The 12,352-nt window shown below is 74.2% G+C and carries 11 protein-coding genes and 1 pseudogene; 7 read left to right on the forward strand and 5 right to left on the reverse strand.

The window, feature by feature from the left end; genetic code table 11:
• Nucleotides 1–135: 135 nt before the first annotated feature.
• Genes ACFULQ_RS03725 through ACFULQ_RS03740 form a run of 4 tightly spaced genes read right to left on the reverse strand, consistent with a single transcriptional unit; the run spans nucleotide 136 to nucleotide 5,007 of the window.
• Nucleotides 136–1,146 carry a DUF5914 domain-containing protein gene (locus ACFULQ_RS03725; RefSeq protein ID WP_383537629.1) on the reverse strand — a complete coding sequence of 337 codons (1,011 nt, stop codon included), beginning with the start codon at nucleotides 1,144–1,146 and terminating at the stop codon, nucleotides 136–138.
• Nucleotides 1,143–2,153 carry a phytoene/squalene synthase family protein gene (locus ACFULQ_RS03730; protein WP_383537632.1) on the reverse strand — a complete coding sequence of 337 codons (1,011 nt, stop codon included), beginning with the start codon at nucleotides 2,151–2,153 and terminating at the stop codon, nucleotides 1,143–1,145. Before ACFULQ_RS03730 ends, ACFULQ_RS03725 begins: the two co-directional genes overlap by 4 nt.
• Nucleotides 2,150–3,688 (reverse strand): phytoene desaturase, encoded by a 1,539-nt coding sequence (locus ACFULQ_RS03735; protein WP_383537634.1) that lies wholly within the window; start codon nucleotides 3,686–3,688, stop codon nucleotides 2,150–2,152. The genes ACFULQ_RS03730 and ACFULQ_RS03735 overlap by 4 nt, the downstream gene beginning before the upstream one ends.
• Nucleotides 3,685–5,007, reverse strand: a complete 1,323-nt coding sequence (locus ACFULQ_RS03740; RefSeq protein WP_383537637.1) for a polyprenyl synthetase family protein — start codon at nucleotides 5,005–5,007, stop codon at nucleotides 3,685–3,687. The genes ACFULQ_RS03735 and ACFULQ_RS03740 overlap by 4 nt, the downstream gene beginning before the upstream one ends.
• Nucleotides 5,008–5,284: 277 nt before the next feature.
• Here ACFULQ_RS03740 and ACFULQ_RS03745 point away from each other — a divergent pair, with 277 nt between their 5' ends.
• The 4 genes from ACFULQ_RS03745 (at nucleotide 5,285) to ACFULQ_RS03760 (ending at nucleotide 9,657) form a co-directional block, all read left to right on the forward strand.
• Nucleotides 5,285–5,869, forward strand: a complete 585-nt coding sequence (locus tag ACFULQ_RS03745; protein ID WP_383537639.1) for an RNA polymerase sigma factor — start codon at nucleotides 5,285–5,287, stop codon at nucleotides 5,867–5,869.
• A gap of 196 nt (nucleotides 5,870–6,065) precedes the next feature.
• Nucleotides 6,066–7,259 carry a lycopene cyclase family protein gene (locus tag ACFULQ_RS03750; RefSeq protein ID WP_383537641.1) on the forward strand — a complete coding sequence of 398 codons (1,194 nt, stop codon included), beginning with the start codon at nucleotides 6,066–6,068 and terminating at the stop codon, nucleotides 7,257–7,259.
• 71 nt (nucleotides 7,260–7,330) lie between these two features.
• On the forward strand, nucleotides 7,331–8,062 hold the full coding sequence (locus ACFULQ_RS03755; RefSeq protein ID WP_383537642.1) for a class I SAM-dependent methyltransferase: 732 nt from the start codon (nucleotides 7,331–7,333) through the stop codon (nucleotides 8,060–8,062).
• Nucleotides 8,059–9,657 carry an FAD-dependent oxidoreductase gene (locus ACFULQ_RS03760; RefSeq protein ID WP_383537644.1) on the forward strand — a complete coding sequence of 533 codons (1,599 nt, stop codon included), beginning with the start codon at nucleotides 8,059–8,061 and terminating at the stop codon, nucleotides 9,655–9,657. The genes ACFULQ_RS03755 and ACFULQ_RS03760 overlap by 4 nt, the downstream gene beginning before the upstream one ends.
• On the opposite strand, the gene ACFULQ_RS03765 is transcribed toward ACFULQ_RS03760, so the two are convergent.
• Nucleotides 9,644–10,873: a PP2C family protein-serine/threonine phosphatase gene (locus tag ACFULQ_RS03765; protein ID WP_383537646.1), complete on the reverse strand. Its 1,230-nt coding sequence runs from the start codon at nucleotides 10,871–10,873 to the stop codon at nucleotides 9,644–9,646. The two genes, ACFULQ_RS03760 and ACFULQ_RS03765, sit on opposite strands and share 14 nt — an antisense overlap.
• 169 nt (nucleotides 10,874–11,042) lie before the next feature.
• Here ACFULQ_RS03765 and ACFULQ_RS03770 point away from each other — a divergent pair, with 169 nt between their 5' ends.
• The 3 genes and pseudogenes from ACFULQ_RS03770 (at nucleotide 11,043) to ACFULQ_RS03780 (ending at nucleotide 12,340) form a co-directional block, all read left to right on the forward strand.
• Complete coding sequence (locus tag ACFULQ_RS03770) at nucleotides 11,043–11,741, forward strand: NADPH-dependent F420 reductase (protein WP_383537649.1); 699 nt, start codon at nucleotides 11,043–11,045, stop codon at nucleotides 11,739–11,741.
• A gap of 66 nt (nucleotides 11,742–11,807) precedes the next feature.
• Nucleotides 11,808–11,975, forward strand: a pseudogene (locus ACFULQ_RS03775) (alpha/beta hydrolase); the annotation flags it as partial.
• Between the two features lie 26 nt (nucleotides 11,976–12,001).
• On the forward strand, nucleotides 12,002–12,340 hold the full coding sequence (locus ACFULQ_RS03780; protein ID WP_383537651.1) for an STAS domain-containing protein: 339 nt from the start codon (nucleotides 12,002–12,004) through the stop codon (nucleotides 12,338–12,340).
• Nucleotides 12,341–12,352 lie beyond the last annotated feature (12 nt).

Below are 12,352 nucleotides of genomic sequence, written 5' to 3' on the forward strand. Positions count from 1 at the left end.
CACGGCGGCACCGACCCGCACCCTCGGCGACGCCGCCCGCACACCTTGGTCGACCGGAACGGCGCCCGGCGTCGCAGGACCTCGGAAGGCGCCCGGCGTCTCGGGGTGGGCCCGGAAGATGCCGCACACCCCCGGTCAGCCGGGGAAGCGCCCCATGTCCCGCAGCTGCCAGCGGCGTTCGGCGTACGCCAGGTCGTCGCGCCACAACCGCGCCGCGCCCGCCGTCATCGCACGGCGCAGCAGCGGGGCCGCCCGCCGGGCCACCGCGAAGCCGGGACGCTCGGATGCGGCCACGACGGCCTCGACGACGGCGGTGCGCGGGCGGCCCCGCTCGTCCGGGCCCAGGGGCGTCGCGTGCGTCTCGACGACGGAACCCACGCCCTCGCCCTCGGTGATGCGCATCACGACCGTGCGCGGTCCGGGCGTGGTGAACACCGCCCGCACCGGCACGACGAGCCGTCCGGCGACCTTGAAGGACACGTCCACGGTGAACCCGTCCGCGTGGGCCGTCTCCGAGTCCGCTCCCTCGGACCCGGGAGTGTCGACAACCGTCAGGTCGACGAAGGAGTACGGGTGGAACCAGGCCCCGTGCCAGGGGTCCAGCCGGTTGGCCACCACGTCCTCCGGCTCGCAGACCCCCACCCCGGTGTAGACGGCGGCTACGGCGCGCGAGACCTCCGGCCGCTCCGGGACGGCCGGTTCCGGCGTCGGCGGTTCACCGCCCACCGCGTCCAGGCGCACCCACACCAGCACGCCGTCGTCGTGCACGGGCAGCGGTTCCCAGCCCGCGAACGGCCCGCCGTCCAGGGCCAGTCCGTGCCAGTGGCACACCAGGGTCCCGCAGCGCACGGGGCTGTCGGCCAGGGGCGCACCCAGGTGCGGGCAGATGCCGGGGCCCGCCGCGAGCCGCCCGTCGGCCGCGCGCCATACCACCAGTTCCTGCCCGGCCACCGTGGCCGCCAGCGGCCGGTCACGGCGGACGTCCCGGGTGGCGCCGACGACGTACCAGTTGCCGGACGGCTGGGCCTGGGCCCGCTTCAGGGCCTCGGCGATGAGGCCGGGCCGGGCCTGGCGCCAGGTCGGTTGCTGCTGCTCCCAGCGCACCGGACGGCGCCGCAGGGAGAGGGGGTAACGGGGGCGGTTCATGCGATCTTCCGTTCGGGCCGGGACGAGGGGGCGGTCGGCTCACTCCGGGCAGGTGTGTGCGGGAGCTCGGTCCCGCGGTGCCGCAGTCGCGCCGCACCCACCCGGACGAGGCCGTCGAGCGCCACGGCGGCACGGCGGCGTCCGGGGACCACGGCACGGCGGTGCAGCGAGCGGTAGCCGTCCGCGGCGACCGCGTCCAGGATGCCGCCGTACAGGACGAAGGCGGTGCGGATGCACGGGCGTGCGACCGGATCGAGCATGGCCAGTCCCGGGGCCGCCTCCCGGTAGACGCCGCGGTTGAGCCGCTCGAACTCCCGCAGGGCGCCGGTGATCCGGGGATCGGGGCGCCCGGTGTCCCGGCTCCAGCGCAGCAGCCCGCGGTCCACGCCGTGGGCGGCCAGCAGGTCGGCGGGCAGGTAGACGCGGCCCCGGTCCAGGTCCTCGCCCACGTCCCGCAGGAAGTTGGTCAGCTGGAACGCCACGCCGAGGGCCGCCGCGTGCGGTGCCGCCTCCTCGCGCGGCACGACCGTGCCGAGCACCGGCAGCATCTGGAGGCCGATCACCTCCGCCGAGCCGTAGGTGTAGGTGCGCAGGTCCGCGTAGGTGGCGTAGTCCGTGACGTCGAGGTCGGCGCGCATCGCGGCCATGAAGTCGGTGAAGTGGCGGTGGTCGATGGCGTAGCGCCGCGCGGTGTCGGCCAGCGCGCGGACCACCGGCTCGGCGCTGTCGCCCGCGCGCAGTCCCGTCTCCAGCTCGTGCTGAAGGCGGGTCAGCCGCTGCGACCGCTCGCCGGCGCCGGTCGCGGTGTCGAGGCTGTCCACGATGTCGTCGGCCCAGCGCGCGAAGCCGTACAGGGCGTGCACGGCGGGCCGGCGGGCCACCGGCAGCAGGCGGGTGGCGAGGAAGTAGGTCTTGCCGTGCCGGGCGTTGAGCCGCCGGCAGTGGGTGTACGCCCGCCGCAGTTCCGGGTCGGTGACGCCGGCCGCGTCGAGCTCACGGTCGGTCATGCCGGCCTCCGTTCCAGGGTTTCGCGTACGGCGGGGCGGGACAGCCCGGTGCGGGCGCCGCCGGTGATGCGGGCGGCGGCGAGCTTGCCCGACAGCAGCACGGTCGGCACGCCGACGCCGGGCGTCGTGCCGCAGCCGGCGAGGACGGCGTTGGCCGTGCCGCGGACCAGGTTGCGCGGCCGGAACGGGCCGGTCTGCGCGAAGGTGTGGGCCGCGGAGAAGGGCGAGCCGGCCGCGTGGCCCTGCGCCTGCCAGTCGGCCGGAGTGACCAGGCACTCCTCCTCGATGGCGGAGGCGAGCCCTGCCATGCCCCGTCGCTCCAGCTCCCGGAGCAGGCTGTCGCGGTAGCGGGGGGCCAGCTCGCTCCAGTCGGCCGCGCCCGGTCCGAGGGCGGTGTTGGGGCAGGGGGCGAGGATGTAGTGCAGATGGTGTCCGGGCGGGGCCAGGCTCGGGTCGGTGGCCGTCGGACGGGTGATGAGCAGGGACGGGTCGCTCATCAGCTGTCCGGACTCGGTGAGTTCGGTGAAGGTCTGCCGCCAGGCCGCGCCGAAGGAGATGGTGTGGTGGGCCAGCTCGGGCCAGGTGCGGTCGGTGCCGGCGTGCAGGATCACCGCGGAGGGGGAGAAGCGCAGCCCCACCGGGCGGTTGGGGGCACGCCCCAGCAGGCCGTAGGTGACGGGCAGGTCGGGGGTGAGGACGACGGCGTCGCAGGCGATGCGCCCGCGGTCGGTGACGACGGCCGTGATCCGCTCCCCGGAGCGTTCCAGTCGCGTGACCGTCTCCCCGAAGCGCAGCTCGGCTCCGGCGTCCGCGGCGGCGTCCGCCATGGCCCGGGGCAGGGCGTGCATGCCGCCGCGCGGGAAGTAGACGCCCGCGATCGTGTCCATGTAGGCGATGACGGCGTAGGCGGCCAGGGCGCGTTCGGGTGCGACGCCCGCGTACAGGGCCTGGAAGGAGAACACCCGCCGCAGCCGCTCGTCGTCGAGGAACCGTCCGATGCGCGCGTCCAGCCGTCCGAACCCGCCGAGGGCGGCCAGCCGGGCCAGGTCGGGGTGGAGCAGTTGCAGGGGCGAGTCGAAGTCGGCGTCGATGAAGCGCCGCATCTGCACCCGGTAGAGCTTCTCCAGCCAGACGCGCAGCCTGCGGTATCCGTCGGCCTCGCGCGCCCCGGCGAAGCGCTCGACCTCCGCCTCCATGGCCTCGGCGTCGGTGTGGACGTCGAGGCTGCTGCCGTCGGCGAACCGTGCCCGGTAGGCGGGGTGCAGCGGCAGGAGCTCGACGCGTGCGCGCAGGCTGTCGCCGACCGCGGCGAACGCCTCGTCGGCCAGGTGGGGCATGGTGAGCACGGTGGGCCCGGTGTCGATGCGGTAACCGCCGCGGACCATGAGCCCGGCCCGCCCGCCGGGTGTCGCGTCCCGCTCCACCAGGGTCACCCGGCGTCCGGCGCCGAGCAGGTGGAGGGCTGCCGCCAGGCCGGACAGGCCTGCTCCGACGACCACGACATGGTCGGTGCGGCCGGGAACGGTTCGGGTCATCGGGCGGCCTCTTCGTCGGTGGCTGTCAGGATCAGCGAGGCGGGGACCGCCTCGGAGGCCGCGGTGGCGGGCGCGCCGGTCGCGGAGCGCAGCAGCGCCCTCAACCGCCGGGCGGCTTCGGGTTCGAGGACCGCGGTGTCCAGGTGGCGCAGTCCCTGCGCCACCAGCGTGCGGATCTTCACCTCCACGGTGTCGTGCGCGCCGGTGGTCACGAACACCTCGCGGACCGCGGCGACTTCGGCGTCGGAGGCGTCCGCGCGGCCGAGCGTGCGGTCCAGCACGTCGAGGGCTTCCCGGTCGCCCGAGGCCTCGGCCCGGGCCCGTGCGACGGCGGCGAGGTAGGTGGGCTTGCCGCTGCGGATGTCGCCGCCGGCGGGCTTGCCGGTCTCGCGCGGGTCGCCGAAGGCGTCGAGGAGGTCGTCGCGCAGCTGGAAGGCCAGTCCGACGCAGCGGCCCGCCGAGCACAGCGCACGGGTCGCGGTCGGGCCGGCGTCGGCCAGGGCCGCCCCCAGGGCGAGCGGGCGCTCCACCGAGTACAGGGCGCTCTTGAGACAGGCGGCGCGGATCGCCCGGGCCAGGGAGCGCCCGGAGGTCGCCTCGCCCTGCACGTCCAGGTACTGCCCGGCCACCATCTCCGTCCGCATGGCACGCCACAGCTCCCGGACCCGCCGCGCGGTGCGGTGCGGCAGCTCGGTGTCCGCCACCACGTCGTCCGCCCAGGCCAGGGCCAGGTCGCCGGCGAGGATGGCCGAGGCCTGTCCGAGCCGGTCCGCGCCTCGGGCGTCGCACGCGTCCGCGTACTGCCGCGCCACGTCGACGTGCAGCGTCGGCCGTCCGCGGCGCAGCGTGGCGCCGTCCATCACGTCGTCGTGGACCAGCGCACACGTCTGGATGAGCTCCAGGGCGGCGCCGATCCGCAGCGCGGCCCGGGCCTGGGCGGGTTCGGTGCCGCCGCAGGCCCGCAGCGCCCACCACACGAAGCGGGCGCGGGCCAGCTTGCCGCCGCTCTGCGTGAAGCGGGCCACGCGCGCGGCCAGGTCCTCGCCGAACAGCGGATCGACGGCGTGGGCCGCGGCGAGCTGCTGGTCGAGGAGGTCACCGAGGACCGCGCGCACGGCGCCGGGCACGTCCTGGTCCACGGCGCCCGGATCCTCGTGGGCCGGGAGTCCTGCCGGCGGCGGGGCCCAGGAGTGATCGCCGCGGCGGTGGTCCCCCGGTCCGCTCTGGCGGGGCGGCGGGGCAGGGGAGGCCTGCTCCGGGGTCGGGTGGGTGCCCGGACGCAGGTCCGCGCGGTGGTCGTTTGCCACGGTGGAGCTCATGCTGCCGGGTCCCCTCGTCGAGATCCTGGTGATCAGAGCTGGTGCAGTCGACACCGGTTCCGGCCGGGTGGCGGAAACGGATGCGGAGCGGCACGAGAACCGCGGGTGAGTCGTTCGATTCCTGCTCGATGCCGTGTCCTCCCTCGATTTCTTGTCCGCACCAGGTCCGATGGATTCGATGCAGAGTCGATGCAAGTTGTCGTACTTGCATCGACTCTGCACGGTGGAAGGGCGGCAGTCGCTCTGGGCGACCGCCGGGCCCTGCGGAGGAGTAACCATGACGACCGCACAGCAAACCGTCGCGGAGCTCGACGACCGTGCTCTCGTGGACGGGTTTCTCGCCGGGGACGAGACAAGCCTCGAAACCGTGCACCGCCGCTGGGGACCGCTCGTGTACGCCCTGGCCTGGCGCTCGTTGGGGGACGCGAGGGAGGCGGAGGACGTCTCCCAGCTGGTGTTCCTCGCCGCGTGGCGGGGGCGTGCCGGGTACGTTCCGGAACGCGGCACGCTACCCGGTTGGCTCACCGGCATCGCGCGCCGCAAGATCGCCGACGCCCTGACCGCGCGCACCCGCCGCAGCGAACTCGTCGCGGCCGCCGGGGCCCAGCTGATGCTCAGGCACGACGAGCGCGTGGTGCCGGAGGCGGCCATCGACCGCGTGCTGCTCGCCGACGAGATGTCCCAACTGCCCGCCCCGCAGCGCCGCGTCCTCAACCTCGCCTTCTACGACGACCTCACCCAGACCCAGATCGCCGAGGTCACCGGCTGGCCCCTGGGCACGGTCAAGAGCCACGCCCGCCGCGGACTGCGCCGCCTGGCCTGCCGGCTCCAGGACAGCGACGTCGTCGAGTGCGCCGCGTGACAGCGTGGGCGCTCCCTGGAAGCATGCGGGGGCATGAGAGCGTGTGCGCTGGGTGAAATCGGTGCAGAAGCGATGCGTGTCGGTCGACCGTGCTCACGCATCCGGCCCACACCAGGTGAGGATCCGCATCCGAACGGGTACTGCGACCGGAATGCTGCCGCAGGGACAGCGACACCGCGCAGGGAGGGAACCGGTCGTGCACGAGGCGGACGTCGCCATCATCGGCGCGGGGGCAGCGGGGCTGTCCCTCGCCCACCGGCTCACGCGCCCCGCCCCCGGCGCCCGCCCCCCGTCCGTCGTACTCGTCGACGCCCCGCCCGGCCCCCTGCGCCCGCCCCGGCGCACCTGGTGCTTCTGGGAGGCCGGCCGCGGACCCTACGACGCCGCGGTCACCCGGTCGTGGCAGCGTCTGCGCGTGCACCAGCCCACGGGGGAGCTCATCGAGCAGAACATCTCCCCGCTGCGCTACAAGATGATCCGCTCGGACGACTTCGAGACGCTGGTCGGGCACGACCTGGCCCGCAGCGGACGGGTGCACCGCATCGAGGCGGCGGTCGAGAGCGTCGAGGGACTCCCGCGGGGCGCCCGCGTCGACGCCCGCACCGCGACCGGACAGGCCGAGACCGTGCGGGCCCGCTGGGTCTTCGACTCCCGGCCGCTGGGCAGTCTGCCCGCCGCCCGCACCACCTTGCTCCAGCACTTCCACGGCTGGTTCGTGCGCACCGGGCGCCCGGTCTTCGATCCGGGCCGCGTGGAGCTCATGGACCTGCGCACCCCGCAGCCCGCGCGGGGCCTGTCCTTCGCCTACGTGCTGCCCACCGGCCCCGACCAGGCCCTGATCGAGTACACGGAGTTCTCCTCGGCGGTCCTGCCCGCGGACGCCTACGACGAGGCGCTGCGCCACTACACCGGCACCGTCCTCGGTCTCCAGGACTTCGAGATCACCGGTACCGAGACCGGCGTCATCCCGATGACCGACGCCCGCTTCGCCCGGCGTACCGGGCCCTGCGTCTTCCGCATCGGGGCGGCGGGCGGCGCCACCCGGCCCTCCACCGGCTACACCTTCTCCGGAGTGCAGCGCCAGACCGCCGCCATCGCCGCCGCCCTGCACCACGGCCGCCCTCCCGTGCCCCCGCTGCCCCACTCGGCCCGCTCCCGCGCCATGGACGCCGTCCTGCTGCACGCCCTCGACAGCGGCCTCGTCGACGGCGCCGACTTCTTCGCCCGGCTGTTCGCGCGCATCCCCCTGGAACGCGTACTGCGCTTCCTGGACGGCCGGACCCGGCTGCACGAGGAGATCGCCATCGGCCTGCGCACCCCCGTCGTGCCCATGCTGCGCGCCGCCCTCGAAGTGCCCCGCCTGCCCAGACGCCCCTTCCCGGGCCCATGAACCGCCCCCCCTGAACCGCCCCACTCCCGCCCGAAGCCCGCACTTTCCGACGACCCGCCCCAGGAGACAGCGTGACCGTGCTGCGTGACGCGGAACTGGCCGCCGCATTCGACCATGCGGCGGCCAGGTACGACACCCTCGTGGCCGCCAACCCCGGCTACCACGCCCATCTGCGCCGCTCGGCGCGCCGCCTGGGCCTGCCGGGCCCGGGAACAGGACTGCGCGTCCTGGACCTGGGCTGCGGGACCGGCGCCTCCACCGCCGCGCTCGCCCGCGTGCTCCCCGAAGCCGACATCACGGCCGTGGACGCCTCGGCCGGGATGCTGGACCGCGCCCTGGCCAAACCGTGGCCCGGCAAGGTGAGGTTCCTGTGCGCCCCGGCGGAGGCCCTTGCCGAGGCGGGTGTGGAGGGACCCTTCGACGCGGTGTTCGCCGCCTACCTCTTCCGCAACGTCGCAGACCCCGACGCCGTCCTGGACGCCGTCCACGAGCTGCTGGCCCCGCACGGACGGCTCGCCGTGCACGAGTACACCCTCAGCGGCCGCCCGCTGGACCGGGCGGTGTGGACGGCCGTCTCCCGGGGCGTGGTCCTGCCCGTCGCCTCCGCCCTCGGCGACAGCGACCTCTACCGCCATCTGTGGCGCAGCGTCGTGGACTTCGACACCGTGGACCGCTTCTCGGACCGCGTCCGCGCCCACGGCTTCGACCAGGTGCGGGCCCTGCCCCTGCCCGGCTGGCAGACCGGCATCACCCACACCGTCGTCGCCCGCCGCGCCGACCCGGCCGCACGGGGCGACCGGTGAGCGCCGCCCGTCCCGGACGGGACCGCCGCGCCGTCCTCCTGCCCCCGTCGCCCGGAGCGAGCCGGGTCGGCGGCCGGACGCGCGGCACCGCCGTCGTGGGCGGCGGCATCGCGGGCATCGCCGCCGCCACGGCCCTCGCCGAACGCGGCGTGAAGGTCACGCTCTACGAGCGCGAGCCGTACCTGGGCGGCCGCGTGGGCGGCTGGAGCACCGAGCTCCACGACGGCACCACGGCCACCATGAGCCGCGGCTTCCACGCGTTCTTCCGCCAGTACTACAACCTGCGCAGCCTGCTCCGCCGTACCGACGCCCGCCTGGACCGCCTCACCGGCCTTCCCGACTATCCGCTGCGGCACCGCGACGGACTCCACGACAGCTTCCGCAGGGTGCCGCGCACCCCACCGATGAGCGCACTGGGCTTCGTCGCGCTGAGCCCGTCCTTCCGCTGGCGGGACCTGGTGGGCATGAACCCCGTCGCCGCCCTGCCCCTGCTCGACGTCCGCGTCCCGGACGTCTACGCCGAGCTGGACGGGGTGAGCGCCGACGACTTCCTCCGCTCGCTGCGCTTCCCGGCCGCCGCCCGCCATCTGGCCTTCGAGGTGTTCTCCCGCAGCTTCTTCGCCGACCCCCGCGAGCTCTCAGCCGCCGAGATGGTCCTGATGTTCCACATCTACTTCCTCGGCAGCTCCGAGGGACTCCTCTTCGACGTCCCCACCGACCCCTTCCCGACCGCCCTGTGGGACCCCCTCGCCGAGCACCTGTCCCGCCACGGCGCCGACCTGCGCCTGTCCACCCCGGTCGAGAACGTCACGCCCACCGCCGACGGCACCTTCACCGTCGCCACCGACCGGGAGGAGCTGCCGTACGACACCGTCGTCCTGGCCCTCGACAGCGGCGGACTGCGCTCCCTGGTCGGCCGCTCGCCCCGGCTCGGTGACGCGGCCTGGCGTGAACGGATCGCCCGCCTGCGCACCGCTCCGCCCTTCCTCGTCTCCCGCCTCTGGCTCGACCGCCCCGTCGCCCCCGACCGTCCCGGGTTCCTGGGCACGGCCGGATACGGCTCGCTGGACAACGTCAGCGTCCTGGAGCGCTGGGAGCAGGAGGCCGCCTCCTGGGCTGCCCGCACCGGCGGCTCGGTGGTCGAACTCCACGGCTACGCGCTGCCGGAGAACGCCGACCCCGACACCGAGGCCCGGGACCTGATCGCACGGCTCCACGACGTCTACCCGGAGACCCGCGACGCGCGGATCCTCGACGCACGTCACGAATGGCGCCGGGACTGCCCCCTGTTCCCCGTCGGCGGCTACGCCGACCGCCCCGGCGTCCGCACCCCCCGGCAGGGCCTGGTCCTCGCGGGCGACCTGGTGCGCACGGACCTCCCGGTGGCCCTGATGGAACGCGCCGCCACCAGCGGTTTCCTCGCGGCGAACGCCCTCCTGGAGACGTGGGGGGTACGAGGCCACCCCCTGTGGACCGTCCCCGACGGCAGCCGCGGCCGGGTCCTGGGAGCCCTGGCGTCGGTCCGGCACCGGGGAAACGGCCGGGCCGTCACCGCGCCGAGCCGTCCCAAGGCCCCCGGCCTCACAGGCGGATGACCACCAGAGCGGTGTCGTCGGCGTTGCCCGTGGGCGGGAGCAGATCGGTCAGCAGCGCGTCGGCCAGGTCCTCGGGGCCGGCGTCGCGGTGGCGGGTGAGCGAGTGGGCGAGGCGGTCCAGACCGGCGTCGATGTCCTCGGTACGGCGCTCGATCAGACCGTCCGTGTAGAGGACCAGCGCGGCGCCGTCGACGAAGGCCGTACTGGCCTCGGGACGCACGGAGTGCTGGACGCTCGCGCCCAGCGGCGGGTCGGTCGCCTGGTCCAGGAAGGTCACCGTGCCGTCGGGGTGCAGCAGGGCGGGCGGCAGATGGCCCGCGCTGCTGTAGGTGAGGGTGTGGCTGCGCCAGTCGACGAAGGCCGTGGCCGCCGTGGTCGACTCGGCGCCCTCGACGGAGCGGGCGTACAGCCCGAGCGCCTCCAGAGCCCGGGCGGGACCCTCGGCGACCAGGGTGGCGGCGCTCAGCGCGCTGCGCAGCTGGCCCATGACACAGGCGGCCGCCAGGCCGTGTCCGACCACGTCACCGACGGCCACCGCCAGGCAGTCGTCGGGCAGGTCGACCAGGTCGTACCAGTCACCGCACACGTTCAGGGCACCCACCGCGGGCCGGTAGCGTACGGCCGCCTGGCGGTGCCCCAGGGGACCGGGGGCGGGCAGCAGGGCCTCCTGAAGCGCCAGGGCCACCTCGCGTTCCCGGGCGTGCGCCTTGCGCAGGCGTTCGTTCACGTCCTGGAGCTCCCGGGCGCGGGTGTACAGCTCGGCCTCCAGGACGCGTGCCCGGCTGTCGCCGCCCGGCCCGCCGCGGGCCCGGATGAGCTCGGTGACCTCCTCCACCCGGTGCACGAGCAGCGTCACCTTGCCGTCGGTGCCGAGGACGGGGGCGTTGACGGGGCTCCAGAAGTGCTCGTGCCAGAGACCGGGCCGGTGGGGATCCTCGATGTCGTAGCGGAGCACCGCCATGGTGTCGCGCTCACCGGTGGCCACCGCGCGCAGCATCGACTCGCGGGTCTCCCGCATTCCGGACGCGGCGTCGTCGTTGGGGTTCTCCGGGAACACGTCGAAGATGTAGCGGCCGATCAGCTGCTCACGGGAGCGGCCGGTGATGCGGACGAAGTCGTCGTTGACGTCCACATACACCAGCTCAGGGGTCAGCAGTGCCACCATGCCGGGCAGGGCACGGAAGACCGCCGCGTGGTCGATCTGCGGTTTCCTCATGTGCAGCCTGCCTCGAAGCGAGCCATCATGATGTGATTTTCCACGATAGAGGGGATCAGGCGGACGTATCGACCACTACTGTCGGCAGGCGACAGGCCATGACCGGGTCCGCCGTCGTGGTGGCAGGCACCCCTCCCGATCGCTCGCGCTCGCGAAAGGACCCACTCGAATGAGTTACACAGTCCTGGGGACCGGCATCGTCGGCCGGACCCTGGCGGCCAAGCTCGCCTCCCTCGGCCATGACGTCGTCATCGGCACCCGTGACCCCGCGGCCACCCTCGCCCGGACCGAACCCGACGGCATGGGCAACCCGCCCTTCAAGCATTGGCACGCCGAGCACGGCCAGGTGCGCCTCGCGCCCTTCGCGCAGGCGGCGGCCGAGGGCGCCACGATCGTGAACGCCACGGCAGGCGGGCAGAGCATCGAGGTCCTTCGGGCGGCCGGCGCGCGGAACCTGAGCGGCAAGGTGCTGATCGACGTCGCCAATCCGCTGGACTTCTCCGCCGGGATGCCGCCGAGGCTCGACCCGGTCGACACCGACAGCCTCGGCGAGCGCATCCAGCGGACCTTCCCCGACGCGCTGGTGGTGAAGACCCTCAACACCATGAACTGCCTCGTCATGGTCGATCCCGCCAGGGTGCCCGGGGAGCACACCGTGTTCGTCAGCGGCGACGACACCGGCGCCAAGAAGGAGGTCACCGCGTTGCTGGGGTCCTTCGGCTGGCCGGAGTCCAGCGTCATCGACCTGGGCGACATCAGCAGCGCCCGTGGCGCCGAGATGGTGCTGCCGCTCTGGCTGCGCCTGTACGGCACACTCGGCCACGGCGACTTCAACTTCCATGTGCAGGGCGCCCGCCCCCGTGCCTGAGCCGCGCCCACCCTCTCTCGTACCGCGCTGCACGACGCGGGTGGGCGACTTGAGAGACTGCCGGGCATGGACATCGCGAGCAGAGACCATGTGACCGTCACCGGCGACCCCCAGGGGCCGACGGTGGTGCCGGCCTACGTGGGTTCGGGCCGCTCGGACGCGTCCGCGTTCACCGAGGAGCGCGCGATGACCGGGGTGCCGGCGGCCGGCCTGGCTCCCGGCCGGATCGGCGCCGACGCCCCCCGGACGGGAAACGAACGATGAGCCCCCTGAACATCACGACCCGAGACGCCGAGACCGGTCCCGTAGTGGAGATCGCCGGTGAACTCGACTACGCCAACGTCTCCGGACTGCACAAGCTGCTGGACGGCCTCACCCTCCGCCCGGGCACGCGCCTGGTCCTGGACATGCGGGGGCTGGAGTTCTGCGACTCCAGCGGCATCACGGCTCTGCTCGCCGCCCGCAGTCGCGCGGAGGCCGTCCAGGCCGACATCGCCCTGGCCGCCGTACCGGACAACACGCTGCGCATCCTGCGCCTCGTCGGCCTCGACCAGATCTTCACCATTCACCCCGACAGCGAGACGGCCACGCGTCCCTGAACGGGCCGCGGC

The sequence above is a fragment of the Streptomyces sp. NPDC057253 genome (genome assembly GCF_042669125.1).
GTDB lineage: Bacteria > Actinomycetota > Actinomycetes > Streptomycetales > Streptomycetaceae > Streptomyces.

Excerpts from the sequence above, each read along its gene's own strand:
- ACFULQ_RS03725 (WP_383537629.1), bottom strand. The coding sequence starts at position 1,146 with ATGAACCGCCCCCGTTACCCCCTCTCCCTGCGGCGCCGTCCGGTGCGC.
- ACFULQ_RS03730 (WP_383537632.1), bottom strand. The coding sequence starts at position 2,153 with ATGACCGACCGTGAGCTCGACGCGGCCGGCGTCACCGACCCGGAACTG.
- ACFULQ_RS03735 (WP_383537634.1), bottom strand. The coding sequence starts at position 3,688 with ATGACCCGAACCGTTCCCGGCCGCACCGACCATGTCGTGGTCGTCGGA.
- ACFULQ_RS03740 (WP_383537637.1), bottom strand. The coding sequence starts at position 5,007 with ATGAGCTCCACCGTGGCAAACGACCACCGCGCGGACCTGCGTCCGGGC.
- ACFULQ_RS03745 (WP_383537639.1), top strand. The coding sequence starts at position 5,285 with ATGACGACCGCACAGCAAACCGTCGCGGAGCTCGACGACCGTGCTCTC.
- ACFULQ_RS03765 (WP_383537646.1), bottom strand. The coding sequence starts at position 10,873 with ATGAGGAAACCGCAGATCGACCACGCGGCGGTCTTCCGTGCCCTGCCC.
- ACFULQ_RS03770 (WP_383537649.1), top strand. The coding sequence starts at position 11,043 with ATGAGTTACACAGTCCTGGGGACCGGCATCGTCGGCCGGACCCTGGCG.
- ACFULQ_RS03780 (WP_383537651.1), top strand. The coding sequence starts at position 12,002 with ATGAGCCCCCTGAACATCACGACCCGAGACGCCGAGACCGGTCCCGTA.